We start from the raw sequence: 24732 nt of genomic DNA, 5'->3' as shown, positions 1-24732 counted from the left end.
AAGCATATTTGAAGGAAAAAATCGGGTAGGGGAAAAACTGCTTGATTCAAAAATTTTTTTTTGGAGCTATTGTGTTTTTCTTCTTCTCCTAGATTCGGATTGGTTGGATTTTAACTCAAAAACGAAATATTCATCTCTTCGAACAATGAACCTGGAAACCACTCGCCAAGCCAATTTTGTATTGGGATTTTTAGCACGAAAGGACAAAGCCTCCATGAAATAAAATCCACCTTTGATTTCCCCAAATTTTGGTGAATCTTGAATTTTGGATTTATTCCTAACATTGCAAGTATGGCTTTAAGCAGACAAATGGGTTTGGCTGGTCTCGTCGCAACGGGGGTCTGTTCCATGATTGGGGCATCCATCCATGTCGTACCCTTTATGATTCAGCGGCATGTTCCGGGCATTGGTCCATATGTGCTTTGGGCTTTTGTTTTTGCTGCTTTGCCGGCAATCTTGGCGGCCTTGGCTTATGCTTCGCTTGCGACTGCAATGCCGAGGGCTGGTGGAAGCTACCTGTATGCCAGTCGCGGCCTGCATCCTTATTGGGGATTTGTGGCGAGTTTTTCGCAGTGGTTTGGCCTGTCGATCGTCATCGGCGTGGTGGCTTATGTGACGGTTCCGTTTTTGCGGGACGTCGCTGCTGCCATGGCATGGGAGCAATTGGCACAGGCACTTGATTTGGGTTGGGTACGGGTCGTGTTGGCTTTGACGTTTCTGTGGCTTTTTGTTTGGGTAAATATCCTGGGCACCAAATCCTACGAAAAGGCGGTGTTGCCCATGATGTTTTTGATGTTTGCTTTGGGCGCGATCGTGATCGTGGCGGGATTTGGTAGTTCCCAAGAGGATTTCCTAGCGGCATACCAGGAACGGCATGGAGCGTCTTGGACAAATGATACTACGGCAACTTTTAGCTGGTCCACATTTTTTTCTGCCGGAGCGATTCTTTTTGCGAGTTTTATCGGCTTTGATAGCATTGCCCAAGCTGGCGGCGAAGCCAAAAACCCAAGCAAAAAACTTCCTTTGGCCATTGGCCTGACGATCTTGGTGGTGGGTGCTTTTTATCTGCTGTTTACCGCGGCGGTCTATCATGCGGTACCATGGGCTTTTGTGGCCGAACAGGCGATCTCGGCTGACATCACGGCCCCCGGACTGATGGGATACATACTTCCCGCCGGTTGGACCATACTGATTTTGACTGGCGCAGCCGTTGCCTTGCTCAATGACCTGCCTGCCATGCTGCTGTCGGTCTCAAGGTTAATGTTTGCTTGGGCAGAGGATGGTATTTTTCCCAAAAAAATCTCCACCATCCATCCTCGCTACCAAAGCCCGGTCGTGGCATTATGGGCTAGTGGCCTAATTGCGAGTATCGGAATTTTGGGAAGTCATTTCGCTGGGGATTTCTTTCTCGGGATTGATATTATGGTGACCTCCATGATGGTCAACTTCCTGTTGATTTGCCTCACGCTAGCGGTGATCGGGCAGAAAAACCCTGCATTGGCAAAGGAAATCAAGTTTCTCAACAACCCAAAATCCCGCAAATTCATCGGGTGGACAGGTGTTGTGGTGATGCTGTTTTTCCTTGGCATCCATACCGCCAAGGATCTGCAAGCCACGCGTGAGGCTTGGTATTTCCATTCCACATGGGTTTGGCTGGCGGTCATGGCAATCGGATCCTTGATATTTTTCTTTCAAATGCAGCAAATGAAAAAGCGTGGAATAGATGCCAATAAAAGGTTTCAGCGTCTGCCTGTGGAAAATGGAAAAACCCAAATCAACTAACCGATGAAAAAATGAAAGATAGATATATAGAACTAGCGCCGGGATTTAGGATTTCTACGGTCCTCACAGGGCTATGGCAGATAGCCGATATGGAAAGGGATGGAAATACCCTCAATCCCCTAAAAACGGCACCTGCGATGACCCCTTATGTCGAAGCAGGGCTGACGACTTTTGATATGGCCGACCACTATGGCTCGGCGGAGGTGATTGCAGGGACGTTTCGGAAAACGCATCCTCTTGGCTCCCAGTCCCAAATGCTGACCAAATGGGTCCCCAAGCCGGGAAAATCCTCTTTTGCCGAAACGAAAGCCGCCGTCCAAATGGCCATGGACAGGTTGCAGGTGGGAAGCATTGATTTGATGCAGTTTCACGCCTGGAATTATCCCGACCCGGTTTGGTTGGACCAGTTGTACTGGCTCAAGGAACTACAGCAGGAGGGCTGGATCAAACATATCGGCCTGACCAATTTTGATGCGGCACACCTGCGAATCGCCTGTGCGAGCGGAATCCCGATCCTGACCAATCAGGTTTGCTTTTCCCTCCTCGACCAAAGGGCCGCAGGGGACATGCTTCACGTTTGCGAGCAATATGGCGTCAAGCTTTTGGCCTTTGGCACCTTGGCGGGGGGATTTCTATCAGATCGATGGCTGGGACAAGCAGAACCTTCGCTGGAAAACGGTGCCACTTGGTCCCAAATGAAATACAAACGCTTCATCGATGTTGCCGGTGGCTGGGGTGTGTTTCAGGAATTGTTGAAGACACTGCATGCAATCGCCATCAAACATGGCGTTTCCATTGCCAATATCGCAACTAAATACATCCTGGAGCAGCCGCATGTCGCTGGGGTGATTATCGGGGCAAGATTGGGACAAAGCGTCCACGTAGAGGAAACCTTGGAACTTTACGGTTTTGACTTAGACGATTCTGATTTGTCCAACATTCAGAAATCCCTGTCGATCTTGCATAAAATCCCTGGAGATTGTGGCGACGAATACCGCAAGCCGCCATTTCTGACGGCATCCGGTGACTTGAGCCACCATTTGGAAAACATGCCAAAACCTTACGAAGCGGTACAATATCCCGACGGAAGCCTCAAAGTGTTCAGCGGTACGCCTTGGGAAGGGATGGCAGGCTACTGCCGGGCAGTGCGCAAAAGGAACACAATCCATGTCTCTGGAACCACAGCCACGCACGGGGACAAGATGATAGGCGGAGAAGATGCCGAAGCCCAAGCACATTTTGTACTCGACAAGATCGAGGCAGCGGTCACTTCACTTGGGGGAAAGCTGGAGGATATCGTCCGCACCCGGATTTTTGTCAACAATATCAATGACTGGGAACCTGTAGCCCGAGCGCATGGCAAGCGCTTTGGTTCCATCCAGCCCGCCAATACCCTCGTCGAAGCCCGGCTCGTCGGCGAAGGCTACAAGGTCGAAATAGAAGCTGAGGCCATAGTGGAAGGGTAGGGAGTGAGGAAGTAAAAAGGTTGGGAAGGCTAGAAGGTTACCACATTCCTCTGTCTCACAGTATTTGATTGATAATATAAGAAAAGATCATTGCCCATCGGTGTAATCTGTGGTTCGAATTTCTTTATTGCAGAATGCGCAGATTTACACAGAGGATTTATGTAGTGTTAACTCTTTCTACGACGCAAAAATCCAATTTGCAGCAAATAGATGTTGCTGTTTTGTATCTTGTTCCCATCCTCCAAGACCAAAAAATCCATGAAAAGATTCATCCCGCTGGTTGCCCTTTTGTTCCTTCAATCGATTTGGCTTTTCGCCCAAGAAAAAGAAGCCCCAATTCCTGACCCTGTAGTTTTCACGAGCTCGCATCAGGGCAGCTTTCATGGAAAAAACATTGCCTACAAGGCGGTTTCGGGGGAAACCCACCTTAAGAACGAATCCGGCGAACCTGTGGCAACGCTTTGGTCAACGGCCTACATCAAGGATGAGGCAGACCCATCCAAGCGGCCTGTACTATTCATATTTAATGGCGGACCCGGCTCCGCTTCGGTTTGGCTGCACATGGGCGTGTTTGGACCGAAAGTGGTCCAAGTGGACTCAGATGCGAAACAGGACGATGGCGCAGCACCATTTGCAGTCAAAAACAATGAGCTCTGTCTTTTGGATATTGCTGACTTGGTTTTTGTCGATCCCATCGGAACGGGATACAGCCGGGTGATTGGAAAAGGGAAGGAGGAAGATTTTTGGGGTCTGACCGAGGATGCCCGCTCAATTGCCCAGTTTATGCGGACGTGGATTTCCCAAAACCAACGCTGGCCGTCTCCTAAGTACATTATCGGCGAGAGTTTCGGAACGACCCGTGCCGCTGCTGTCACCGCGGCCTTGGAAGGCGGCGGCCAAGCCATGGCAGTCAACGGCCTAGTACTGATTTCCCAGGCATTGGACTACCAAGGGTCCACCTCGGTGCACGACAATATTGCTTCCTATTTCACCTATTTGCCCACCATGGCCGCCACAGCTTGGTACCATGAAAGGGCTGGTCAGGGAAAATCGCTTGCAGCTTTTGTGGAAGAAGTCCGTCAATTTGCCTACAATGAATACCTGCCTGCACTGTACAAAGGCAACCAACTGCCCCAAACCGAAAAGGAAAAAATTGCCGAGCGGCTTGCCTATTTCCTCGGTTTGGAGAAATCCTACATCCTCCTATCCGACAATCGGATCCTTACCGGCAGGTTCAAAAAGGAATTGCTGCGCGCGGAGGGAAAAACCATCGGCACGCTAGACGGGCGCTATCTCGGCACTGAAGGCGATCAAACCGCCGATCGGCCAACACTCGGCGACCCCTCCAACTATGGGATCGACGCAGCCTATACCGCCGCACTCAACGACTACCTTTCCCGCGAACTGAAAATCAAATCCGATCGGCCCTACCTGACATCCAATGGCAAAATCGGTGGGAAATGGAACTGGAGACCCGTACCGCAGGGGGCATATTGGGAGCCTTCCTACGTCAACGTGGCCCGCAGCCTTGGCGAATCCATGCGCCGCAACAAGGACCTCAAAGTAATGGTCGCAAATGGCTACTATGACCTGATCACGCCGTTTTTGGATGCCGAATACACCTTTGCGCGACACGACATCCCGATGGAAAGGATACAAATGCAATACTACGAAGGTGGCCATATGATGTACAACCACAGACCGGATTTCGAAAAATTGGTCAAGGATATCCGGGAATTTCTTGGCAAATAGCCCCTGCAGGCAATCCATGCTAATGTTCCAAATTCCAGCAGAAACAAACACAAGGGTGAAATTTATTCGAGGACTATCCCAGATCAAGAAAACTGCCTTGTTTCACTTCTTCTTTGGTCTTCCTATTGCATTCGGAGAGGAAAGAAAAGTCAATCACCATCACACGAAGGGATTGAGGAAGATTCCATCAACCGTGGTGGATTTTTCTAATTCTTCCCAAATCTCAAAAAACCCTTCGTCTTTGGAACAATGGTTTTTCTGGCCCGGCGCAAGGTCTTTCCCAACCGGTTTTTGATTAATCTTTTCAGGACAGAACCGATCAGTGGCTTAGTGACCACCTCTAAGCCTTCTCTTTGTTTTCTGCAGGAGCATGTCTCGTCACAAGGATGTCCCGCCACCATCAAAACAGGAATTACTTTACTCCGCTTTTCTGGATTTAGGCAATCCATCTTTCCCAACAGATCCATCGCATCGATATCGGGAAGGTCACTGTCCACAAAAATCATTGTCTTCCCACGCGTCTCTGGTTCTTTTGCCAAATCGTCGAAATGCCGGTCCAAAAAATCAGCAGCTTGTTTTGCATCCGAAAACAACTGGATATCCCCTTTAAAACCAATGAGTTGTAAAACTCTTTTGTTGACAAAATTGAGAACAGGGTCATTCTCAATCAGGACTGTGGTGTCCCATTTTGAAAGATTAGTCGCATACATAAGCGAGACAGGATAGGTTTGAAATTGTATTTAACCAAGGACTGGTATGAATGCAAATTTCGTTCAGCGCTAACTTTTTGAAAACCTAATTTTTACAGAAAAATCATAAACAATATTTATGGATAAATTTTAAAAACTTATTTAGTCATTTAATAAAATAAAATGGTAACTCAGCCGACAAAAATGTCTTTTTTTAACAAAAAACTATAGGAAACCAATGTGCTGCGCTTTAGTCGTTTTTACATGAACGGGAAATTCGAACATCGAGAACCGTCTGGCATACGTCGAATTGGTACAAGCGAAAGGAAAAAAATCGATGATAATGAACCACTTAACAAGACTGAATCGCTAAATACTAATCCAGAAAACCAAAATCTGGGTTGTCAGGACCTTTTCGCAAAAAACAGCGGTCCAATAAATCTGATATCAAAGATCTGGTAATTGGTTTAGATACTGCTTCTATCCTTATATCCAGTTTTTGATACGCCATCAATTGACCTTCTGCGCAATCTTCCACCATCAATATTGCAAGCAGGCTTTCGCGATACGGGATAGGTGAGATTGAAAGAAACTCAAGCAAATCAAATACACCTTGCCTTGGAAAATTCATATCGATGAAAACCAAATTGCCCGAGGGTTCGCTCGGATTATTTGTTTGCGCGAAAAGTTGCGAAAAAAATCCGAAGGCTTCGTCCAGATTCCGGATGACGTGAATGGCGCCCCCAAAACCAATAAGCTCGAGCACCCGTTTGTTCACCGAATTGAGCACCTCGTCCTCACCGATTAATACAACACGCTCCAATCTTGATAGGCCACTTATTTCCGCCATTGCTACTCTGAAATTGTGTTAAACGAAACCAAACAACTGTGTAAACAAAATAACTTCAAGATTTTTAAAATGTTTGCAGTATACTTTAATTGTCAAATCACCAAAAAACGAATTTTATATCATCATATTGCTTTTTTGCTATTTTTATTAGAAAAATTAAATGATTGCCCCTGATGTAGTTTTTTTCCAATAATGAATTGAACAAAAAAAAATCTCATTTTTTTAACTGATCTGGAATGAAAACATCTCTTTTCTATGGGTAAGAATAAAAAATAGGCAAAACCGCTATGCAGCCAGCATCTACCCAATGAAGTCAAAGGTTGCCCCCTAATCAGTTAATTCAAAAGAAAAAATTGAGGAAATCCAAGTGAAAAAAACGATTTCTATCAATCCCAAGCTACGGATTTAGATTTGATCTTTCTCCATTCCCCATCATCAGTCCAAGCAAGCATCAAGCCCTCGGCCATAGCTGTAAGTTGGGGAAAACCACTGCCACGCTTACCAGAACTCACAGAGACCAGCATCGGGTCACCTTTTTTGCCATCTTGACCGACCCAGCGTAGGTAGATGGCGCCTTCTTCCATCCATGCAACCCAAGCTTTGCCTTTGTCATCCAGCGCTATAGCTACCCTCCCGATTGTTTTCCCCAAATCCACGGGAATCGGCTTTCCAAAATCCTTCCCCCCATTATTTGAAAAAACGAGTTGAACCCTGGGCTTATCCTGGGCACCTGTGTACCAGGCCACCGCCGTTAGCCCCGATCTCGAATCAATTCTCGGCCCATTGACCGGACAGGCTGCGATTTCCCAAAAATCCGCATGGACGGGCATCGTCTGCGTCCAAGCTTCCCCAGTCCATCGGACGATTCCGATATCCCTGACCTCGCTTTCCGATCGATCCCGGAATATGACCATCGGACCCTCAGAGCCCATTGCCACACTTGTCTGGCAACAATCGCAGACCCGGTCGTCGAGTTCCCACTCGGCCAGTTTGTTGCCATTGGAATCCAACCGAGCGGCGCGCAAAGTCATTTGGCCATGGTGGCCATGGTCGTGGGTGTCCGCGGTATGGTCTGTGCCGCCTGTATTTCGTCCGTCCAGCCATGCGATCAAAAGGTCATTTTCCCAAGGAATCATCGAAACGAACCCATGTTCGGTTAGGGTGCCATCATCGTGCAGAACGGTTGGTTCAGTCCATTCGCGGCCATCCTTGGAGAATGTGAGCATTACGTCATAGGAAAATGTCCCGGGACCACTTTTCTGTAGAAATACCGCTACGAGCGTGCCATCGGACAGCATCTCCATTTGGGGATAATCCGCCCAATTCACAAACCAATCCTTGCCAGATGCGATCAGTTGAGGACCAGTCCAATTATTCTCCTCCCATTTTGCATAAAAAAGTGTGCTTAGGCTATCGGACTTTTCGATCCAAGACAAAAAGACCTCACCTGAGGGCGAGGTGAAAAGATAGGGTTCCTCGATATGCTTTCCAAGGGCGACTATTTCCCGGGGCTCCGACAAGCTTGGCAGGTTCTTCTTTACTCTCTCCTTGCAGGAAAGCATTGTGCAGGAGACCAACACACAAAACACTTGGAATGTAAACTGTCGTTTCCCCTTGGTTTTCATTCCGAAACAACCATTTTGAAGCCTTCACCGTGTACCGTGATGATCTGTACCTTCGGGTCGTCTTTGAGGATTTTGCGGATTTTGCTGAGGTACACGTCCATGCTTCGGGCATTGAAATAAGAATCATCTCCCCAAATCTGCTTCAAAGCATGGCTGCGGTTAACGAGCTTGTTGATCTCGGAAGCCAACAAACGAATCAATTCATTTTCCTTGGAAGTCAATTTATGGTCGCCGCTTGGACCTTTGATAAACTGCTCGTCATAGTGTAGTTCAAAGGACCCAAACTTGTAAATCTTCAGCGCTTGTACTTCTTCAGACTTTTGGGTGCGTTTCAAAATCGCAGCGATGCGTAGCAGCAACTCCTCCATGCTGAATGGCTTAGTGATATAGTCATCAGCACCGATTTTGAGACCCTCGATGATGTCTTCTTTGAGGTTTTTGGCAGTGAGGTAGATGATGGGCAGGTCTTCCTGCACCTTCTTGATTTCCTTTCCGAGGGTGAATCCATCCTTTTTCGGCATCATAATATCTAGGATGGCCATATCGTACTTGTCCTTCTTGAATTTTGCCCAGCCTTCTTCCCCGTCCCGGCAGAGCGTACTTTCGTAGCCTTTCATGATGAGGTATTCCTGCAGGATATCGCCCAAATTGGGATCATCCTCTACTACCAAAAGTTTTGCTTTGCTCATAAGTTTTTGGGGAGTTTGATGGTAAATATACTTCCTTTTCCGGGTTCGGACTGTACGTTGATTTCACCCTTGTGGGCTTCCAGCATGGTTTTTACATAGGAAAGTCCCAAGCCAAATCCCTTCACATCGTGTAGGTTTCCGGTAGGAACGCGGTAAAATTTGTCGAAAATCTTTCTTTGGGCATCTTTGTTCATACCGATGCCGTTGTCTTGAATAGATATAAATGCATGCTCCCCCTCTTCCCAAGCCTTGATGCGGATCACAGGTTTTTCTTTACAATACTTATTGGCGTTGTCAAGAAGATTATTGAAAATATGGCTCAAATGGAAAGCATCAGCCCTAATCAAGGGGTATCCCAATTCACTCTCGAAGGTGATTTCCCCACCCTTGTTTTCGACCTGTAATTCAAACTGCCTGCGGGCCCCGTCCAAGATTTCCTCTAAGTTTATCTCCTCCAATTTGAGCTTGAATTCCTTTTTATCCAAGGTAGCAGCTTGGAGGACCTTTTCTACCTGCGAACCCAAGCGCTTGTTCTCATCCTTGATGACGGAAATATACCTTTTTCGAAACGCCTCTTGATTCATCAGATCGGGATCCTGAAGGGCCTCCACTGCCAGGCTGACCGTTGCAATCGGCGTCTTAAACTCATGCGTCATGTTGTTGATGAAGTCGTTTTTGATATCCGAGAGATTCTTCTGACGAATGATGACTTTGATCGCATAGACAAAGCAAAAAATCACAATCCCGATAAAAAACAGCGAACTCAAAACCGGAAGCCAAATTTGGCGGAGGATGAATGCGTTTTTATTGGGGAAATGTACCATCAGGAAGTTTTCTTTGCCCAAAATATCCCCAGGAAAAAGCCGTGCCTGTACACCTTCACTCAGCAGTTTCTCAGGAAAATCAGTCTGCGTGATCGGTATGATCTGTCCTTCATCGCTCAATACTCCCAAATCAAAATCCTGGACAATGCCTCTCTCCTTGAGGTTATTTTGCAGCAACTTTCGCACAACTCCTGTGTCCATCCGAGAAAGAATGTCCCGCTGTCCTTCCAACATTTCCTCCCAAGCCCGATTCATCAGCTCGATTTTGATATTGGCATTTCGGATTTTCTCCAGTGCATCCCTTGGGATATTGTATTCCTCTATGATGTCAGGAGAGAAAAACCCATACCTACTCCTGAAGCTACCCTCGGCCTGACTGAGGTATTGGAGCTGCCGCTCGCGCTCTTGAAGTAGAATTTCCATTTCGTCCGGAGTAAACATCGACGAAGCCACCTCCGGGGTCAGGTTGGTAAAGAAGTTGTCCAAGTCGTTGAGAACACTCACATCGATGCCCCTTGCCTCTATCAGCCTTCTAAATCGTTGGCTAACTTGGGGGATTTGCTGCTGCAGGAGAGAATCCCGAATCGAAGGCCTTCTTGGATTGGCGGGCCGCTGCCTTACCTGAACCACGATGGGTTCGATCCTTTGGAACAAAGACTGTTGCAAAAGGGTATCTGTAGCCAAATAGCTCAAAAAAATATCGCTCGTTTCTCCCTTTTCCAACTGCGCCACGGTATTGGCCATGGATTGGTAGACCATTTGCTCAAAGCGCTCCTCATTGATCCGAAGCGCATTGCGCACCCAATAGTACTGAAAGCCCAATAAGCCAATGCTGGCTATGGACATCAATAGGATAATCAATTTCATTTGGGTGCTTGACATGGGTCAAATTTACGGCTTATTCAAAAGGCCGCCCGTTGGGTTAACAATTTTTAACGGCAGTATAGACAGGAGATTTGAGACACAAGAATCAATACACAAGACCTGATATCGCGGTGGACTGTTTCTTGGTACATCATAATTTGTACTATTTCCCGGTCTCAAATCTCAAATCTCCCTTCTCGCGTCTGTTTCGCCACCATTTCCTATCTTTGCCGCTCAATCTTCGATCAGATGGAAATTCAGCACGAGCAATACAGGATTCAGGGAATAGCCCTGACAGATTTGGCAGCAACTTATGGCACTCCTTTGTATGTATATGATGGGGAAAAAATCCTTCAAAAGGTCTCCCTTTTGCAGCAGGCTTTTTCAAGTGTCAGCTTACGTATCAAGTTCGCCACGAAAGCGCTTTCCAACATCAACATCCTCAAGCTGCTCAAAAAAGCAGGCACTGGCGCCGACGCCGTATCGATCGAGGAAGTAAAGCTTTGCCTCCATGTTGGTTTCCAACCTCATGAAATCATGTACACGCCCAATATGGTTTCCTTTGCCGAAATCCAGCAGGCAGTTGACTTCGGCGTGATGATCAATATCGACAACATTCCGATGTTGGAGCAGTTTGGCGCCTACTACGGTGGGCAGGTGCCCGTCTGCATTCGCCTGAATCCCCACATTTTGGCCGGAGGCAACGCCAAAATCTCCGTAGGACATATCGACAGCAAGTTTGGGATTTCGATCCTGCAACTCAAAAGTGTGCACAAAGTGGTCGAAGCCTATGGCATTCAGGTGACAGGCCTCCACGTTCACACGGGTTCGGATATCCTGGACGCGGAGGTGTTTCTGAAGGGTGCTGAAATTCTGTTTGAAGCCGCGATGGATTTCAAGGACCTCAAGTTTTTGGACTTTGGAGGTGGATTCAAAGTGGCTTACAAACCCGGCGATATCGCCACCGACATATTGGACGTGGGGGAAAAAGTCTCAGCGGCATTCAAGGATTTTTGTCGACAGTATGGCAGGGAATTGGAGATTTGGTTCGAGCCGGGCAAGTTCCTCGTGTCTGAAAGCGGTTATCTCCTTGTCCGCGCCAATGTGGTGAAATCCACACCAGCTTCCACTTTTGTAGGCGTGGACTCCGGTCTCAACCACCTGATTCGCCCGATGATGTACGATGCCTACCACAGTGTCGTCAACGTCTCCAAAACCGAAGGCCCTGAGCATGTGTACACGATCGTCGGATATATTTGCGAGACGGATACCATTGCCGCTGATCGTAGACTGAAGGAAGTCGAAGAAGGGGACATCCTCGCCATCAAAAACGCGGGCGCCTATGGCTTTACCATGTCCTCCAATTACAATTCAAGGCTCAGACCGGCGGAAGTATTGATACTCGATGGCAAGGCCCGTCTTATCCGCGACCGTGAAACCTTCGATGATATCCTGAGGCACCAGATCGATGTGGGGATTTGAGTGACTTCGATTTCAATTCGTCAGGTTTAACTCGGGAGTTCCAAGCAAATTCGACCAGATTCTTACCGTTTGATCCTGTTTATTCTGTCCGTTGGAAGATGGTTTTGCCTTCTTTGAGCGTTTCCAAAATGAGGATATCCTTGATGGAATCGGGTGCTACTTTGAGTGGGTTTTTGTCCAAAATGACCAAATCGGCGCGTTTGCCTACGGCTAGACTTCCCTTTGCATCCTCCTCTTGATACTGGCGGGCGACATTGATCGTCATCGCTTGCAGCGCTTCATAGGGGCTGATCCTTTGTCCAGCGCCAATGACCTCACCACTTCGGGACACCCTGTTCACCGCAGACCAAAGCATAAACATCTGGTCCAACGGTGCCACCACAAAATCAGTATGGTTGGTCGGCTTCAGTCCTGCGTCAATAGCGTCACGCATGGGACTGATGTAACTCGCCTGTTCCAAGCCCCGGTTTTCAATGTGTGCATCCGCGAAATAATAGGTATGCAAGGTGTAAAAGGAGGGTGTGATCTTGTATTCCACAAATTTGGGGAGTTGGTCCTTGCGTGCAAACTGACCATGAATGAGCGTGATATGCCGGTCTTTGGTAAGATCTCCCGCTGCCACTGTCTCATGTGCCCTTAGGAATGCATCGATCGCACCGTCGCCGTTGGCATGCAGGTTGAGAGGAACGTCAAGATCATAGACTTTCTTCACAAAATCATTGATGAACTTCTGTGGAAAAGTCAGCTTGCCAAGCCAATCTTTTTCGCCTGCAGGACCACCTTTAAGGTAGCGGGTAGTGAACGCGGCCGTGCGACCTTGCGGAGAGCCGTCAATGGTAACTTTGACGCCGCCGATTTTGAGTTTATTCGAATAGCTTCCCCAGCTACTGACCGGGAATTCGGCAAGTATCGAGTCCAGTTCAGTGATAAATGGATATACAATGACATCGATGATGTTTTTATCCGCTTTCGTTACGCGCGATATCACCCGTATGTCTTTCAAATGCGTCGCACCATCGTGTGCGGTAGTGATGCCGTTAGCCGCGTACATCTTCTGTGCGGCAATGGTCCATTCGATTTCTTGAGACTCATTTGGAGAAGGAAGCGCCCCGAAAATCGGCAGGAACGCGGTTTCCATGATCAAACCATAGGGCTCGTTTGTTCCCGGTTTGCGTACGATTACGCCACCTGGAGCGGTTTCCGTTTTTGCGCTGATTCCCCAATTTTCCATAGCAAGCGAATTCAGCACACCCCCATGCATGGATACATGGTTGACCAGCACCGGATTGTTGGGCAAGGCCCGATCCAGGTCATCCCTATTCAGCAGGCGTCCCTCCGGCATCACGGAGTCGTCGTAGCCATAGGCTTGGATCAATTCTCCATCAGGAATATTATTCTCCGATTTGAAACGTTTGAGTTGTTCAATGATTGTCTCAACATCCTTTCCTGGTCCTGCGGGTGGCGGATACAGATTCAACTGGTTGGCGATCGAGAGAGAATTGATGTAATGGCTGTGGGCATCCAAAAAGCCTGGAAGCAAGGTTTTCCCGCCCAGATCCTTCATCTCGGTACTGTCACCTTTCATTTCCATTGCCTTCGACATTTCCCCGAGGAAAATAATTTTACCATCCCGAACCGCCATGGCCTCCGTATAGGAAGCAGTATCTCCTTCCATCGTCAGGATGTCCCCTCCGAAGTAGATTGCATCTGCCATGTTTGATTCACCTTCCGTTCCTGAAGGGCTGCTGCAGCCGGCGATTGCCATCGAAACCACCGCCAAAAAATTGATTAAGCCATTTTTCATATCATTTGCCAATTAATGTCTAGCTAAACTTTACGCGAAAAAAACTCAAATTCAACCCACTCCGAAGCGCAAATGCCGCTTCCCAATGTTTCAACAGTATTCTAAAATTACTTCCAGAAGAGCACCTTTTTCAAATACTCCAAAAAAACATATCCCAACCCATCCACGCTGCACGGAAACAGATCTCGTTTTTGAAAAACTTGGTAAGCAACTGTTTTTGACACTCAACTAGCGCCGATTGGGATAACCAGCTGCACGTTGCTCCATTCAAAATACAGCAGCGCACCTCCATCAGGTCCAGCTTCGATGCGGGTGGTAAACTGCTCCACGGGAACCACTGGCCGGGCAACGGGGACTTCCGTCACCAGGACATCCTTGCTGTAGTCGGGCTCCCAAGCACCCCAGTTTCCCAATGCGGAATTCAAGCCGACTTTGAAAGATTCTGCGCCGGGAATCGCATACATGCTGTAGGTACCAGCCTTTAGTGGTACACCATTGAAAGTCACATCTTTGCTAAAGGTAATCTCGGTAGACTCATTGGCACCCAAGCGCCAATAGCTCCCATAAGGTTGCAGCGCTTCTTCTTCCTCGGTACCAAAAATCACCCGACCCCTGACCGAAGGACGGCTGTAGCTGACAGCGATTTGCAATCCATCTACGTCCAATTCCGCTGTGCCCGGAGGACTTAGGGTTCGGTTGCGATGGTTGGCATAAAAAAACAAGGCTGTAAGCGCCACAACCAAAATTCCAAGTCCAATGAGTACCTTTTTCAACATGACGTTTTGTGTTTGAAGTGTAGGGAAATGTACGAATTAAAAGCGGTTGTGACAACGTACCAAGTTATAGTGTGGAGACCATACGAACGGCTTGATGGACATTGGAATCGTCATCGGGTAGATAGATTCACAGCCAATGAGAAAGTCGTTCTTGTCCCAAAAATATTTTCCCCGACTGATGCAACCTGGATACATCTATCAACATCTTCCAATCATGAAACACAATTGTCCAAATTCGTACATCGCTTACAATTTAAAATGAAAAATAACGTATTGAAAATCAATACTTTAAAAATATGGGCGCGCAATTTGGACGTGTGCTGAAGTCCTTTCTTTCGAAGGCATGATGATACTAAACCAACTTAAACAAATCAAAACCATGAAACCAACTGTTTCACCTCAACATCACGCCGGTGCTTTTTCAGACCGGATCGAATCATTCGCCAAGCCAAGTGCAGGAGCACGCCGTTTTGGACGACTTTTCCTGGCTTTACCCTTGATGGGGCTTACGCTGCTATCGGCCTGCAGTCCGGATGAAGACGTCGCACCTCCAGCCAACGACAAAATGGAACACCGAATCGAATTCAGCATCGCCAAGGCCAAGGAATACAACGAATCCATATATGACGAGGCAAAAGCTGAACTCAATCTGACGATTTCGATCGAGGATCTACGCAACGGCAGCAACACGATTCTTTGGGACACGGTGTTCAGTCTCCGCCATCTCAGGGAATTCCCAGCACCGGATGCCCCTTTGGTCATCAAAAAAGACATTTCGCGCATCGCAGCTGCCCATGAGGCGCTCCGCCTTTCCAACAGCACCCGCTACTTTGATCGCAACAATACCACTTGGGCAGCGGCAGAGAGCGAAATCGTCCCCAGGGACTTTCCGAGGGCAAAAGTGGAAATCGTGCTTTAATCCACTGTTTCCGCAGTCAATAGCCAAAGTCTGAGGATTTAAAAATCAATCACTTACGAACTGTTAATGTGAAGACCATGAAGCGCAATTTCTTCATTTGCATTTGTATTGCCGTTTTGGCAGCCTGTAGTCCCATGAACCTTGCGCTGCAGGGTGAGGATTGGGAAGGACACGATATGCTCGCCGTAAGCGGGCGCACGGGAATTCTAGTCAACCAGAAACTTGCCTTCGGCGAATACCAAACCTTGGATGTCCGTCGGTCTTGGACCAAGGGCCCAAATGGGTATTCCGGGATTGGTTTTGGGAACTATGGCACGGGGGAATACCTGAACATCATCGGCCGAGAATACATTGACAGGAAACAGACGATCCGATTTGACCTTTCCGATGGCGCTGACTTGGGGTCCTCGGTGTTCTGTGTTTCCAAGTTCCAAGCTTCAAACCTGCTTATTGGAGATGATCGCGGGCTTCTTTCCGTGGGAATAGACCTCCTGGAGCTCAAGAAGGGAAATTCCTCGAGTCTGTTTTTTGCCCAGATCTACACACCTACTGCTGCTGAGCCATGGCAACTCATCCTCAACAACGATCGGGTGCAGCGCCAGCCACGGGATTGTGCGGGCACGATTTCAAGAAGCAATGGGGATTACTACACGATTTTCCCGGTTTCGAGTGTGCTTGGCAAAAATGGCCAAGCGCTCCAAATGCCTTTTGGCGCGATGGGACTTGAGATCAGGGACGCCACAGGTCGCCCGCTTGCCGCGGTCAACTTGGCCGAAAAGGGTCAAGTCTATCTGGCCCAAGGTCTCGATCGGGAGGAAAGATTCCTGATGGCCAATATCTGCACAGCTTTGCTGCTGCAGGAGGTAATCGGCTAAATCGCTAGGAAAACAGGCAAAACCGCAACCTCGCCATAAAGGCATTGGAAATGAAGATTCTCGTGACTATCCATCAAAACTAGCCAAAAAATGAAACCAACTGCTTTAAACCACAAAAAGGATGATGCGACTTCCAAAATGGGATTTGCGTTTTCCGCCAGAATGAAATGGATGATCGCAATTGTGATCTCTATCAGCGCATTTTTCTCGTGCCAACAGGATGATGACTTGAAACCAATTCCTTCATCAATCAACCACAAGGTGCTGGAGGAACCGTTTCCGGTGATGAACCTGAACGCTTATCTGCTCGATCTCAACGAGGATGGAATCCAGGACTTTTCGATCAATGTAATGTCTGTTGGATTCGACAGGGGGGTAAGAAACTACTTCCAGATCCAGTCCAATCGGGATGCACGGGTGATGCTGTCGGAGGAAGAAATAACTCCCTTATCATCTGGCACTGCGATCGGCCCTGAAACCGCCTCCGAGGTCTCCAAGTGGAGTATCTTCACAGGTGCCCTGATGGTAAGGATCGTTACCGAAAACCAACCTGACCAATGGTCCGGGCCTTGGGCTCCAGACAAAGACTTCTATGCCGGGGTCAGCATTAGGGTCGATGGCGAATACCACTACGGTTGGGTGAAACTCCTCGCAGATAGGGAGTCACACGCTGTTTTTGTCCAGGAGTACGCCTTCAACGCAAAGCCAAATCAAGCTATCAAGGCTGGCCAAAGGCAGTGAGGGGACATTTTTTCTCCCTTGAAAACAATGTTTCCCTTTCAGGTATCCGTCGGCGGTTGAATCTGACGGATACCATAAACTTCCTTTCATCATTCACATCCTACATTGGGTTTGACGCCAAGCCCGTATTTTCCCGAGTTTCCAAAATAATTCCTCACATCCACAACTACCACCAACCATGAAAAGTACATTATTCCTCCTTCTATTCCTGTTTTCCGCACAGCTAGTGGCGATCGGTCAGGAATTGAATCCAGCGCAGAGAGAAAAACTGGATAGTTTGTTTGGGCTTATCGAGTCCAATCGCAAAGGCATGGGTGGGATTTCGATTTTCAAAAATGGACAAGAAATCTACTCTCATTATTATGGTTTCCGCAGCCTGAAGGACAGCCTTCGCCCAAATAGCGAGACGAAATACCGCATAGGATCGATGACCAAAATGTTTACTGGCGTAATTATTCTGAATCAAGTTGCGGAAAATCGCGTATCCTTGGACACCAAATTGGGGAAGTACTTCCCAAATGTTGCCAATGCAGATCAAATCACGGTTGAACAGTTGTTGGCACACCGCAGTGGAATTCCCAACTTCACCGATCTTCCAGACTACGGTGCTTGGAAAAACAACGCCCAGACAAGAGCTGAAATGCTGGAAAGAATCCAAGCCCTGCCCAGCAACTTTGCCCCGGACGAGCGGTTCGAATATTCCAACACCAATTTCCTACTGCTCTCCTACATCGCAGAGGAGGTATCTGGTATGGACTATTCGACACTACTCCAAAAGTACGTTTTACAGCCTGCCGACATGAGGAATACCTACATTGGTGAAAAAATCGATCCCAATAAAAACGAAGCATTTTCCTATGTGAAACTGCTAGGTTGGGAATTGGATCAGGAAACCCATAGCTCCGTCACGCTTGGCGCAGGGGCAATCTCTTCTACTTCCCAAGATATCAACCTGTTTTTCAAGGCGCTTTTTGGCGGTCAACTGGTAGATGCGGCATACCTGCCACTCATCAGCACATTCAGGGACGGACATAGTCTGGGTTTCCAGGAATTTGTTTTCGAAGGGCACAAGGGAATTGGCCACGGCGGCAGGGTCGACGGCTTCCAAGCCTACGGCACTTACTTCCCGGAGGAAGCAACATCCCTCGCGTTTACGGGAAATGCGGTGCTGTATCCCATGTTTGATATCGTCACGGGTGCGCTGCGCATATTGTTTGACTTGGATTACACCTTGCCTTTGTTTCCCAGATTGGAAGAGAAGGACTTGAAGAAATTCACGGGATCCTATGCCAACGAAAATTTCCCCTTCCAATTCAACATCAATGTGCAAAACGGTGAACTCGTCGCCGAGGGAGGCGGGCACATGTTTGCCTTGGAGTATGTCGAAGGCCACACCTTCAAATTCGACCTGATAGGCCTAGTCTTGGATTTTGTTCCAGATGAGGGCAAAATGATATTCAAGCAGTCAGGGGGTGAGTTTGTTTTCGAACGAAAAAAGGAATAACCCTACGGGATCGCCCGAAGAAATGGCCTGATGGGAGTTTTTTGCCCCTCAGGCCATCTTGGTTTCCTTTGGTCGCTGGCATGCAAACAGACCGCAGATCTTCGCCGCATCTTAGATTTATCCTTTTACATAATGAAGGTTGACCACTCCCGTTTTAAAGGATTTGGCATCCTTCAGCTGCCAGTTGGATTCTATTTGATTTCCAGGAAATAGCGGTATCCCCTCCCCGAGAATTGTCGGAATAATGGTCAAAATGAGCTCGTCCAAAAGGTCCTGTTCCAAAAAATGGCTGACAAGATTCCCTCCACCGATCAGCCAAATATCCTTATCAGCCGTGGTTTTGAGATTTTTCACCAATTCCCCCAAATCCGAATGGATCGGAAAAGTATCAGGCGTCGTGCAGCGATAGGCCGGGTCGCTTGATGCGACATAGGACTGCAGGCCGATATAGGGCCAATCGATCCCAAAGCCAAGAATCTCCTCATAGGTTCTTCTACCCATGATCGTGGTCCCGATACCCGCGAGAAAATCGGCGTAGCCGTAGTCCAGTCCGTTTGGGTTGGGATGGTTTTCCAACCAATCCAGCCCGCCATCACTGCGGGCGATCTTCCCATCCAAAGAAATGGCGATATAGAGGATGAGTTTGGGCATGGTGTTCGGTAATGCAAATTGCGGACAAAGGATCCGAAAAATTGCCATGTAAATGGAAGGTTTTCAATCAAATGGCAAGCAAAACAGTCTACATAATTCCGTAAGTAAGTCTTTTTTGGGTGGCAATGTAGTTAATCTTTATTCCAGTATTCGTGTCGCAAACACTATCTATCAAACATTTCTCAGATGCCGACTTTGTCAAGATCAAGCTGTCGCAGAAATCCGCGATCAAGGATTGCACAAGTCTCGATTTCCAAAAATCGAAAAAAGAAAATAGAAGGGCTGCCAAAAAGCAAAAAAGCGTCAATTGACGCCTTTTTTCGGGACCTACCAAGTCCTTCCTCCGCCACCGCGCCAAGGCATACCCCCTTGGTTTTCTTGTTGGGTTTGGGGCTTGAAGTTGCCGATGTTATAAGTGAATGTAAGCATGGCATAGCGCTGCAGCACGACTGTAAATGTATCCTCGATTGCCACGTCGGTCACTGTCCTCCCGATGGCGTTGTTTTGGTTGAGCAAATCAAAGACCGTCATCTTCAATTCGCCCTTACGGTCTTTCATAAACCTGTAGCCCGCCTCGATATTCCAAAGCCATACAGATTGGTCTAAGTTTGCGGAAAGACCACTGTACAGTGAGTTGTTAACGATATTGGAGATAAATAGCTTCCCTTGGTTGGGAGAGTAGTACAAGCGGATATTGGAGTTTTGGATATAGTAGTTTTGATCCAAGGTCGGCTGTAGGGTACTGTTCACGATGGTGTAAGTACCAGTCGTTGATACCGTGAAATCCAGATCCTTGCTGATATTGCTCGTGAGCGTGATTCCTTGGCTGAGGTCGATGTTGTTGTTGAAATTTTTCTGCAGGTTGATAATACCCGGCGTCCTGTTGTAGGCGATACTTGAATTGAGGTTGAACTGTGACTTCAGCTTTTTGATGGGCGTACCGTAGGTCACAAACAACCTGGATCTGAAGTTCCCCTGCAGGTTTTCCGGCCTGCTGATTTGTCCTCCCGAGCGCAACAAGACTTCCCCGTTGATCAGCGTATCACTCTGCGCCACAAAGGTACTGGTACCGATAAAGTCCTGGTTGTAGTTTGCAAACAGGAAGGTGAAGAAGGTTTTAGACTTGGCAAGGTTGATTTTGGAGAAATTGGTGAACACGTTGTGACTAAATGACTGCCCCAAGTTTGGGTTACCGACCGACAACTGCAGCGGGTTTTGGTTGTTGATCACATTCTGCAGCTGGTTGACGCTAGGCTCTTGGGTGTTGGTCCTGTACCGCAAGCGGAAGGAAGTTCCTTTCTCCTGATTCCGGTAATTGGCGTTGAGTCCGGGAAGAAAATTACTGAAGCTTTGGTTAAAAGTCCGCTCCAAGGGGAAAAAGCTCTCATTGTTTTGGACCGCATATTGGTAATCTAGGTTGGCATTGAAATTCCAATCCTTCAAGCGGTAGCTGATACCAGCACTCGGTCTTTGGACGATAAACTTGTTGTCAAAAACGTTGCTCAGAGCAGTATCCAAGACCATAATACCCATCTCCGGCATTAAGCTGAATGTCCTTTGGTCAGCCGAGGTTTTGTTGTTCCCGACCTGATAGGAAAGCGTAAGGAGCGATTTATCGCTCAAAGCTTCCGTGAATTGAAGCGTTGCCCGGTAATTGAATCCGTCAGAAAGTCCGAATGTCTCCTGATTGATCGTGTCGTTGATGTCGCGGATATAATCCCTATTTGCAGCGATCAGGTCAGAAAGTTGGTCCCTTTTGTTCCAAGATGTGAATACAGTCGTGGAAAGTGTCCGGCCTTGTTTGTCGAATTTGTACCTGTAGACAAAATTGTTGGAAAGCGCGTAGCCATCGGTGGTGGCATTAGACCTCGAAAGTGTCGAACTCAAGGGTTCCCTATTCACATTGAAGTTAAATCCTGCCCGGTCGATGAAAGTTGAATTGCTTTGAAAATTCAAAGACGGCGTGACAATAATGGCATGCTTCGGAGTGATGTCATATTCAATCCTGGCATTGACACGGTGGTTGTTGTTTTTGACCGTATTGATGAGGTCCTCTTCGTAGTACTGCCTGTTGGTCTCAGAAAGAATAATCTCCCGATTGGTAAGTTTATTCAAGTTGTTTCTGGTCGAATTGAAAAAATAGCTACCGGTGAGATTCATTTTCTGCCCAATCTTGTCGCTATAGTTAAGACCCAAAGCGCTCGTGGTGATGATACCTTGGTCTTGGCCTACGAGGAAGTTGTTGTTGCCTCCTCCCCAGCCTTGGCCTCCAGGACGACCCCCTCCTCCGCCGGGTCCACCGCCACCTGGGCCCCGGTTTCCACCGGAAGCTCCTGCATTCACTCCCACCAAATCCTGGCTGGAGAAATTCTGCTGGTTGATGTTGTTGAACATCCCGATTATCGAAATACGTCTGGCACCTTTGAAGATGTTGTAGTTACCCCCTGCCGAATACCTATCGTCAGTACCATATCCACCATAAATCCTTCCAAACTGCCCGCTGTTTTTGTCAGGTCTGGTGACGATATTGATCGTACGGGAATAATTGCCGTCATCAAAGCCCGTAAGCCTAGACTGGTCGGACCTTTGGTCCAAAATCTCGACCCTGTCTACCACGTCAGCAGGCAGATTTCTCAAGGCCATAAACGGATCGCTTCCGAAGAACTCCCTGCCATCAACCAATACACGTTGCACCTGTTCGCCTTTTGCCTGGATCTCGCCGTTTTGGATCGTTACTCCCGGCAATTTTCTGACCAAGTCTTCAGCGTCTGCATTTTCACGGGTTTTGAAGGCATTGGCATTGAATGAAGTCGTGTCTCCCTTGACTTCACCTACTGGCACCTGACCCTCGATGACGACTTCGCCAAGCAACTTGGTGTCCTCCACCAAAAGGAGTGTTCCCAAATCCAGCGGATTTCCTCGGTTGTGGGTTTTGCTGATCTTCTGATAGCCTAGAAAAGTGATCTCTACAACTACGGTAGGAATGAATGGTCTGCTGACCTCAAAGGTTCCATCAGCACCCGTGACTGCGGAAACCAACAGGGAGTCGGTGACTGTCTTGACCTGCACCACCGCGCCAATCATCGGCTGCTGGTTGGGTCCCTCGACCACCTTTCCTTTCAATAGAATATTTTGCTGTCTGCCCTCTCCTCTTTGTGCCTGCAAATCAGCGGCATAGAAAAATGCCAAAAACAAGAAAAATAACTTAATGGTAGAAACTCTCATGGTTCTTTGTTTTTCAATCCATGTTTAGACATAGCCAGCTCCCAAAAAGTTTAAGGAATTTTAACAGTTATTGTGAGTGGACTAAAACTAGGTTAAATGGTGATGGCACTTGATATAAACCTTCACTCCTAAGACAGAAAAGTAAACCCCCTTTTCGCGCCACTGATTGGAGATGAAAAGGGGGAAGAAAGATTGGTGGTTTGAGCCTTTACTTGGTAGCTATCGCAACTTGAATCGACAATTCCTTCAATTGCTCCTCGGCAATAGTGCTTGGGGAATCGATCATCACGTCCCTTCCCGAGTTGTTTTTAGGGAAAGCGATATAATCCCTTATGGAATCCGAACCGCCAAAAATCGCGCATAAACGATCGAAACCGAAGGCAATCCCGCCGTGCGGTGGAGCTCCGTATTCAAAAGCCTCCATCAGGAAACCAAACTGCTTTTGGGCTTCCTCGTCCGTGAAACCGAGATGCTTGAACATCAACTGCTGCGTGGCCCGATCGTGAATCCTAATTGAGCCACCGCCGATTTCGACCCCGTTGATGACCATATCGTAGGCGTTGGCCCTAACGGCGCCCGGGTCAGTCTCCAGCATCGGGATGTCTTCCCTTTTTGGCGAGGTAAATGGATGGTGCATGGCATGGAAGCGCTTGGTCTCCTCGTCCCATTCCAACAATGGAAAATCAACCACCCAAAGTGGCTTGTACACCGACTTGTCACGCAGGCCGAGGTCTTCGCCCATCTTCAGCCTGAGTTCGGACATTTGCTTGCGGGTCGCTTTTTCTTCCCCACTCAGCACCAACATCAGGTCGCCTGGCTCTGCGCCCATTACGTCTGCCCATGCTTTCAGGTCTTCTTGGGAGTAAAACTTGTCAACAGTCGACTTCAGCGATCCATCTGTGTTGAATTTGACATAGACCAAGCCTTTGGCGCCGATCTGCGGTCTTTTGACCCATTCGGTCAATTCGTCCAATTGCTTGCGGGTATAATCGGACGCACCTTTGGCACAAATGCCTACGATCAGTTCCGCTTGGTCAAAAATGGAAAATCCTTTGCCTTTTGCCACAGAATTGAGTTCCGCGAACTTCATATCAAAGCGCAAATCAGGTTTGTCGTTGCCATAAAATTTCATCGCGTCTGCGAAGGTCATCCGTTTTACCTCCTCGAGCTCGATGCCCTTTACATTTCTGAACAAATGCCTTACCAAGCCTTCGAAAGTATTCAGGATATCCTCTTGTGTCACAAAGGACATCTCGCAGTCAATCTGAGTAAACTCCGGCTGCCTATCCGCACGCAGGTCTTCGTCACGGAAACATTTGACGATCTGAAAGTAACGGTCAAAACCACTTACCATCAACAGCTGCTTGAAAGTCTGTGGGGATTGGGGTAGGGCGTAAAATTCACCTGGATTGACACGGCTGGGGACGACAAAATCCCGGGCACCTTCGGGTGTTGATTTGATCAAGACGGGAGTCTCTACTTCGATGAAGTTTTGCCCATCCATATACTTCCGCGTCTCCTGCATCATGCGGTGACGAAGTTGCAGCTTTTCACGGACCACGTTTCTTCTGAGATCCAAATACCGGTATTTCATGCGGAGCTCATCCCCGCCGTCTGTCTCATCTTCAATGATAAATGGAGGAACCTTGGCAGGATTCAGGATTTCGATAGCCGACACACGGATCTCGATGTCGCCGGTAGGCATTTTGTCGTTTTTGGCGGCGCGCTCTACGACTTTTCCTTTTGCCTGAATGACAAATTCCCGGCCGAGCGAAGCCGCTTTATCCAACAGCTGCTTATCGGTAGAGCCTTCCTCCAAAATCAATTGGGTAACACCGTATCTGTCCCTCAAGTCGACCCAAATCAGGCCTCCTTTATTTCGCACCTTCTGCACCCAACCGGCAAGCGTCACTTCCTTATTGGCATCTGAAATCCTTAACTCTCCGCAAGTATGTGTCCTCAACATGTTTTTGAATCGTATTTTTTGAAGTGGACAAAGATAAACAAAGCGAAAGGACTATTCTAAAATGCCCCTGACAATGAGAAAAGATTTTTCTGCCGCTGTACTTCAAGGTCTATGCATTTCCCAAGCAGATTTTTGCAACTTGTTTCATCAAATTTGCCCTTGAATTTTTCTTGTTTAAAATTGCTCTTTTTCAAGACGCTGATATCAAATTCTTTACCTTGTAAAATTTGATTTTTATTTGGATTTTG

At 47.7% G+C, this 24732-nt stretch carries 18 protein-coding genes; 8 read left to right on the top strand and 10 right to left on the bottom strand.

What is annotated here, in order from left to right:
• The first annotated feature begins 291 nt into the window (after nt 1-291).
• From L0U89_RS00250 to L0U89_RS00240, 3 genes are all read left to right on the top strand, one after another.
• Complete coding sequence (locus L0U89_RS00250) at nt 292-1782, top strand: APC family permease (RefSeq protein ID WP_234859688.1); 1491 nt, start codon at nt 292-294, stop codon at nt 1780-1782.
• Between the two features lie 11 nt (nt 1783-1793).
• On the top strand, nt 1794-3248 hold the full coding sequence (locus L0U89_RS00245; RefSeq protein ID WP_234859687.1) for an aldo/keto reductase: 1455 nt from the start codon (nt 1794-1796) through the stop codon (nt 3246-3248).
• A 258-nt stretch (nt 3249-3506) separates the two neighbouring features.
• Complete coding sequence (locus tag L0U89_RS00240) at nt 3507-5000, top strand: S10 family peptidase (protein ID WP_234859686.1); 1494 nt, start codon at nt 3507-3509, stop codon at nt 4998-5000.
• A gap of 206 nt (nt 5001-5206) precedes the next feature.
• Here L0U89_RS00240 and L0U89_RS00235 read toward each other — a convergent pair whose 3' ends face one another.
• From L0U89_RS00235 to L0U89_RS00215, 5 genes are all read right to left on the bottom strand, one after another.
• A complete protein-coding gene (locus tag L0U89_RS00235) occupies nt 5207-5710 on the bottom strand; it encodes a response regulator (protein ID WP_234859685.1) in 504 nt (167 codons plus the stop codon).
• A gap of 355 nt (nt 5711-6065) precedes the next feature.
• Nucleotides 6066-6335, bottom strand: coding sequence for a hypothetical protein (locus L0U89_RS00230; RefSeq protein WP_234859684.1), 270 nt, complete (start codon nt 6333-6335; stop codon nt 6066-6068).
• 590 nt (nt 6336-6925) lie between these two features.
• Nucleotides 6926-8164 carry an exo-alpha-sialidase gene (locus L0U89_RS00225; protein WP_234859683.1) on the bottom strand — a complete coding sequence of 413 codons (1239 nt, stop codon included), beginning with the start codon at nt 8162-8164 and terminating at the stop codon, nt 6926-6928.
• On the bottom strand, nt 8161-8853 hold the full coding sequence (locus L0U89_RS00220; protein WP_008624882.1) for a response regulator transcription factor: 693 nt from the start codon (nt 8851-8853) through the stop codon (nt 8161-8163). Before L0U89_RS00220 ends, L0U89_RS00225 begins: the two co-directional genes overlap by 4 nt.
• The gene (locus L0U89_RS00215) at nt 8850-10559 is read right to left on the bottom strand and encodes a sensor histidine kinase (protein WP_234859682.1); all 1710 of its coding nucleotides are present in this window, start codon (nt 10557-10559) and stop codon (nt 8850-8852) included. Before L0U89_RS00215 ends, L0U89_RS00220 begins: the two co-directional genes overlap by 4 nt.
• Nucleotides 10560-10790: 231 nt before the next feature.
• On the opposite strand from L0U89_RS00215, the gene lysA reads away from it, so the two are divergent.
• The gene (gene lysA, locus L0U89_RS00210) at nt 10791-12023 is read left to right on the top strand and encodes a diaminopimelate decarboxylase (RefSeq protein WP_234859681.1); all 1233 of its coding nucleotides are present in this window, start codon (nt 10791-10793) and stop codon (nt 12021-12023) included.
• 79 nt (nt 12024-12102) lie between these two features.
• Here lysA and L0U89_RS00205 read toward each other — a convergent pair whose 3' ends face one another.
• The gene (locus L0U89_RS00205; protein WP_234859680.1) at nt 12103-13827 is read right to left on the bottom strand and encodes an amidohydrolase; all 1725 of its coding nucleotides are present in this window, start codon (nt 13825-13827) and stop codon (nt 12103-12105) included.
• A gap of 224 nt (nt 13828-14051) precedes the next feature.
• Nucleotides 14052-14603 carry a DUF2911 domain-containing protein gene (locus tag L0U89_RS00200; RefSeq protein WP_234859679.1) on the bottom strand — a complete coding sequence of 184 codons (552 nt, stop codon included), beginning with the start codon at nt 14601-14603 and terminating at the stop codon, nt 14052-14054.
• Nucleotides 14604-14982: 379 nt separating this feature from the next.
• Between L0U89_RS00200 and L0U89_RS00195 the strand changes: the two genes are divergently transcribed.
• From L0U89_RS00195 to L0U89_RS00180, 4 genes are all read left to right on the top strand, one after another.
• Nucleotides 14983-15522: a hypothetical protein gene (locus tag L0U89_RS00195; protein WP_234859678.1), complete on the top strand. Its 540-nt coding sequence runs from the start codon at nt 14983-14985 to the stop codon at nt 15520-15522.
• Nucleotides 15523-15599: 77 nt separating this feature from the next.
• On the top strand, nt 15600-16397 hold the full coding sequence (locus L0U89_RS00190; protein ID WP_234859677.1) for a hypothetical protein: 798 nt from the start codon (nt 15600-15602) through the stop codon (nt 16395-16397).
• A gap of 90 nt (nt 16398-16487) precedes the next feature.
• Nucleotides 16488-17138, top strand: a complete 651-nt coding sequence (locus tag L0U89_RS00185; protein ID WP_234859676.1) for a hypothetical protein — start codon at nt 16488-16490, stop codon at nt 17136-17138.
• A 178-nt stretch (nt 17139-17316) separates the two neighbouring features.
• Nucleotides 17317-18642 (top strand): serine hydrolase domain-containing protein, encoded by a 1326-nt coding sequence (locus tag L0U89_RS00180; protein ID WP_234859675.1) that lies wholly within the window; start codon nt 17317-17319, stop codon nt 18640-18642.
• A 117-nt stretch (nt 18643-18759) separates the two neighbouring features.
• Here L0U89_RS00180 and L0U89_RS00175 read toward each other — a convergent pair whose 3' ends face one another.
• From L0U89_RS00175 to aspS, 3 genes are all read right to left on the bottom strand, one after another.
• Entirely contained in the window at nt 18760-19293 is a 534-nt protein-coding gene (locus L0U89_RS00175; protein WP_234859674.1) for a dihydrofolate reductase family protein, read from the bottom strand.
• 327 nt (nt 19294-19620) lie between these two features.
• Nucleotides 19621-22518: an outer membrane beta-barrel protein gene (locus L0U89_RS00170; protein WP_234859673.1), complete on the bottom strand. Its 2898-nt coding sequence runs from the start codon at nt 22516-22518 to the stop codon at nt 19621-19623.
• A gap of 208 nt (nt 22519-22726) precedes the next feature.
• Complete coding sequence (gene aspS / locus L0U89_RS00165; protein ID WP_234859672.1) at nt 22727-24484, bottom strand: aspartate--tRNA ligase; 1758 nt, start codon at nt 24482-24484, stop codon at nt 22727-22729.
• Nucleotides 24485-24732: the final 248 nt, after the last annotated feature.

This window comes from Mariniradius sediminis (assembly GCF_021491425.1).
GTDB classification, from domain to species: Bacteria; Bacteroidota; Bacteroidia; order Cytophagales; family Cyclobacteriaceae; genus Mariniradius; species Mariniradius saccharolyticus.
This window is presented reverse-complemented; position numbering and strand designations above follow the sequence as displayed.

Excerpts from the sequence above, each read along its gene's own strand:
- L0U89_RS00250 (WP_234859688.1), top strand. The coding sequence starts at position 292 with ATGGCTTTAAGCAGACAAATGGGTTTGGCTGGTCTCGTCGCAACGGGG.
- L0U89_RS00245 (WP_234859687.1), top strand. The coding sequence starts at position 1,794 with ATGAAAGATAGATATATAGAACTAGCGCCGGGATTTAGGATTTCTACG.
- L0U89_RS00240 (WP_234859686.1), top strand. The coding sequence starts at position 3,507 with ATGAAAAGATTCATCCCGCTGGTTGCCCTTTTGTTCCTTCAATCGATT.
- L0U89_RS00235 (WP_234859685.1), bottom strand. The coding sequence starts at position 5,710 with ATGTATGCGACTAATCTTTCAAAATGGGACACCACAGTCCTGATTGAG.
- L0U89_RS00225 (WP_234859683.1), bottom strand. The coding sequence starts at position 8,164 with ATGAAAACCAAGGGGAAACGACAGTTTACATTCCAAGTGTTTTGTGTG.
- L0U89_RS00220 (WP_008624882.1), bottom strand. The coding sequence starts at position 8,853 with ATGAGCAAAGCAAAACTTTTGGTAGTAGAGGATGATCCCAATTTGGGC.
- L0U89_RS00215 (WP_234859682.1), bottom strand. The coding sequence starts at position 10,559 with ATGTCAAGCACCCAAATGAAATTGATTATCCTATTGATGTCCATAGCC.
- lysA (WP_234859681.1), top strand. The coding sequence starts at position 10,791 with ATGGAAATTCAGCACGAGCAATACAGGATTCAGGGAATAGCCCTGACA.
- L0U89_RS00205 (WP_234859680.1), bottom strand. The coding sequence starts at position 13,827 with ATGAAAAATGGCTTAATCAATTTTTTGGCGGTGGTTTCGATGGCAATC.
- L0U89_RS00200 (WP_234859679.1), bottom strand. The coding sequence starts at position 14,603 with ATGTTGAAAAAGGTACTCATTGGACTTGGAATTTTGGTTGTGGCGCTT.
- L0U89_RS00195 (WP_234859678.1), top strand. The coding sequence starts at position 14,983 with ATGAAACCAACTGTTTCACCTCAACATCACGCCGGTGCTTTTTCAGAC.
- L0U89_RS00190 (WP_234859677.1), top strand. The coding sequence starts at position 15,600 with ATGAAGCGCAATTTCTTCATTTGCATTTGTATTGCCGTTTTGGCAGCC.
- L0U89_RS00185 (WP_234859676.1), top strand. The coding sequence starts at position 16,488 with ATGAAACCAACTGCTTTAAACCACAAAAAGGATGATGCGACTTCCAAA.
- L0U89_RS00180 (WP_234859675.1), top strand. The coding sequence starts at position 17,317 with ATGAAAAGTACATTATTCCTCCTTCTATTCCTGTTTTCCGCACAGCTA.
- L0U89_RS00175 (WP_234859674.1), bottom strand. The coding sequence starts at position 19,293 with ATGCCCAAACTCATCCTCTATATCGCCATTTCTTTGGATGGGAAGATC.
- L0U89_RS00170 (WP_234859673.1), bottom strand. The coding sequence starts at position 22,518 with ATGAGAGTTTCTACCATTAAGTTATTTTTCTTGTTTTTGGCATTTTTC.
- aspS (WP_234859672.1), bottom strand. The coding sequence starts at position 24,484 with ATGTTGAGGACACATACTTGCGGAGAGTTAAGGATTTCAGATGCCAAT.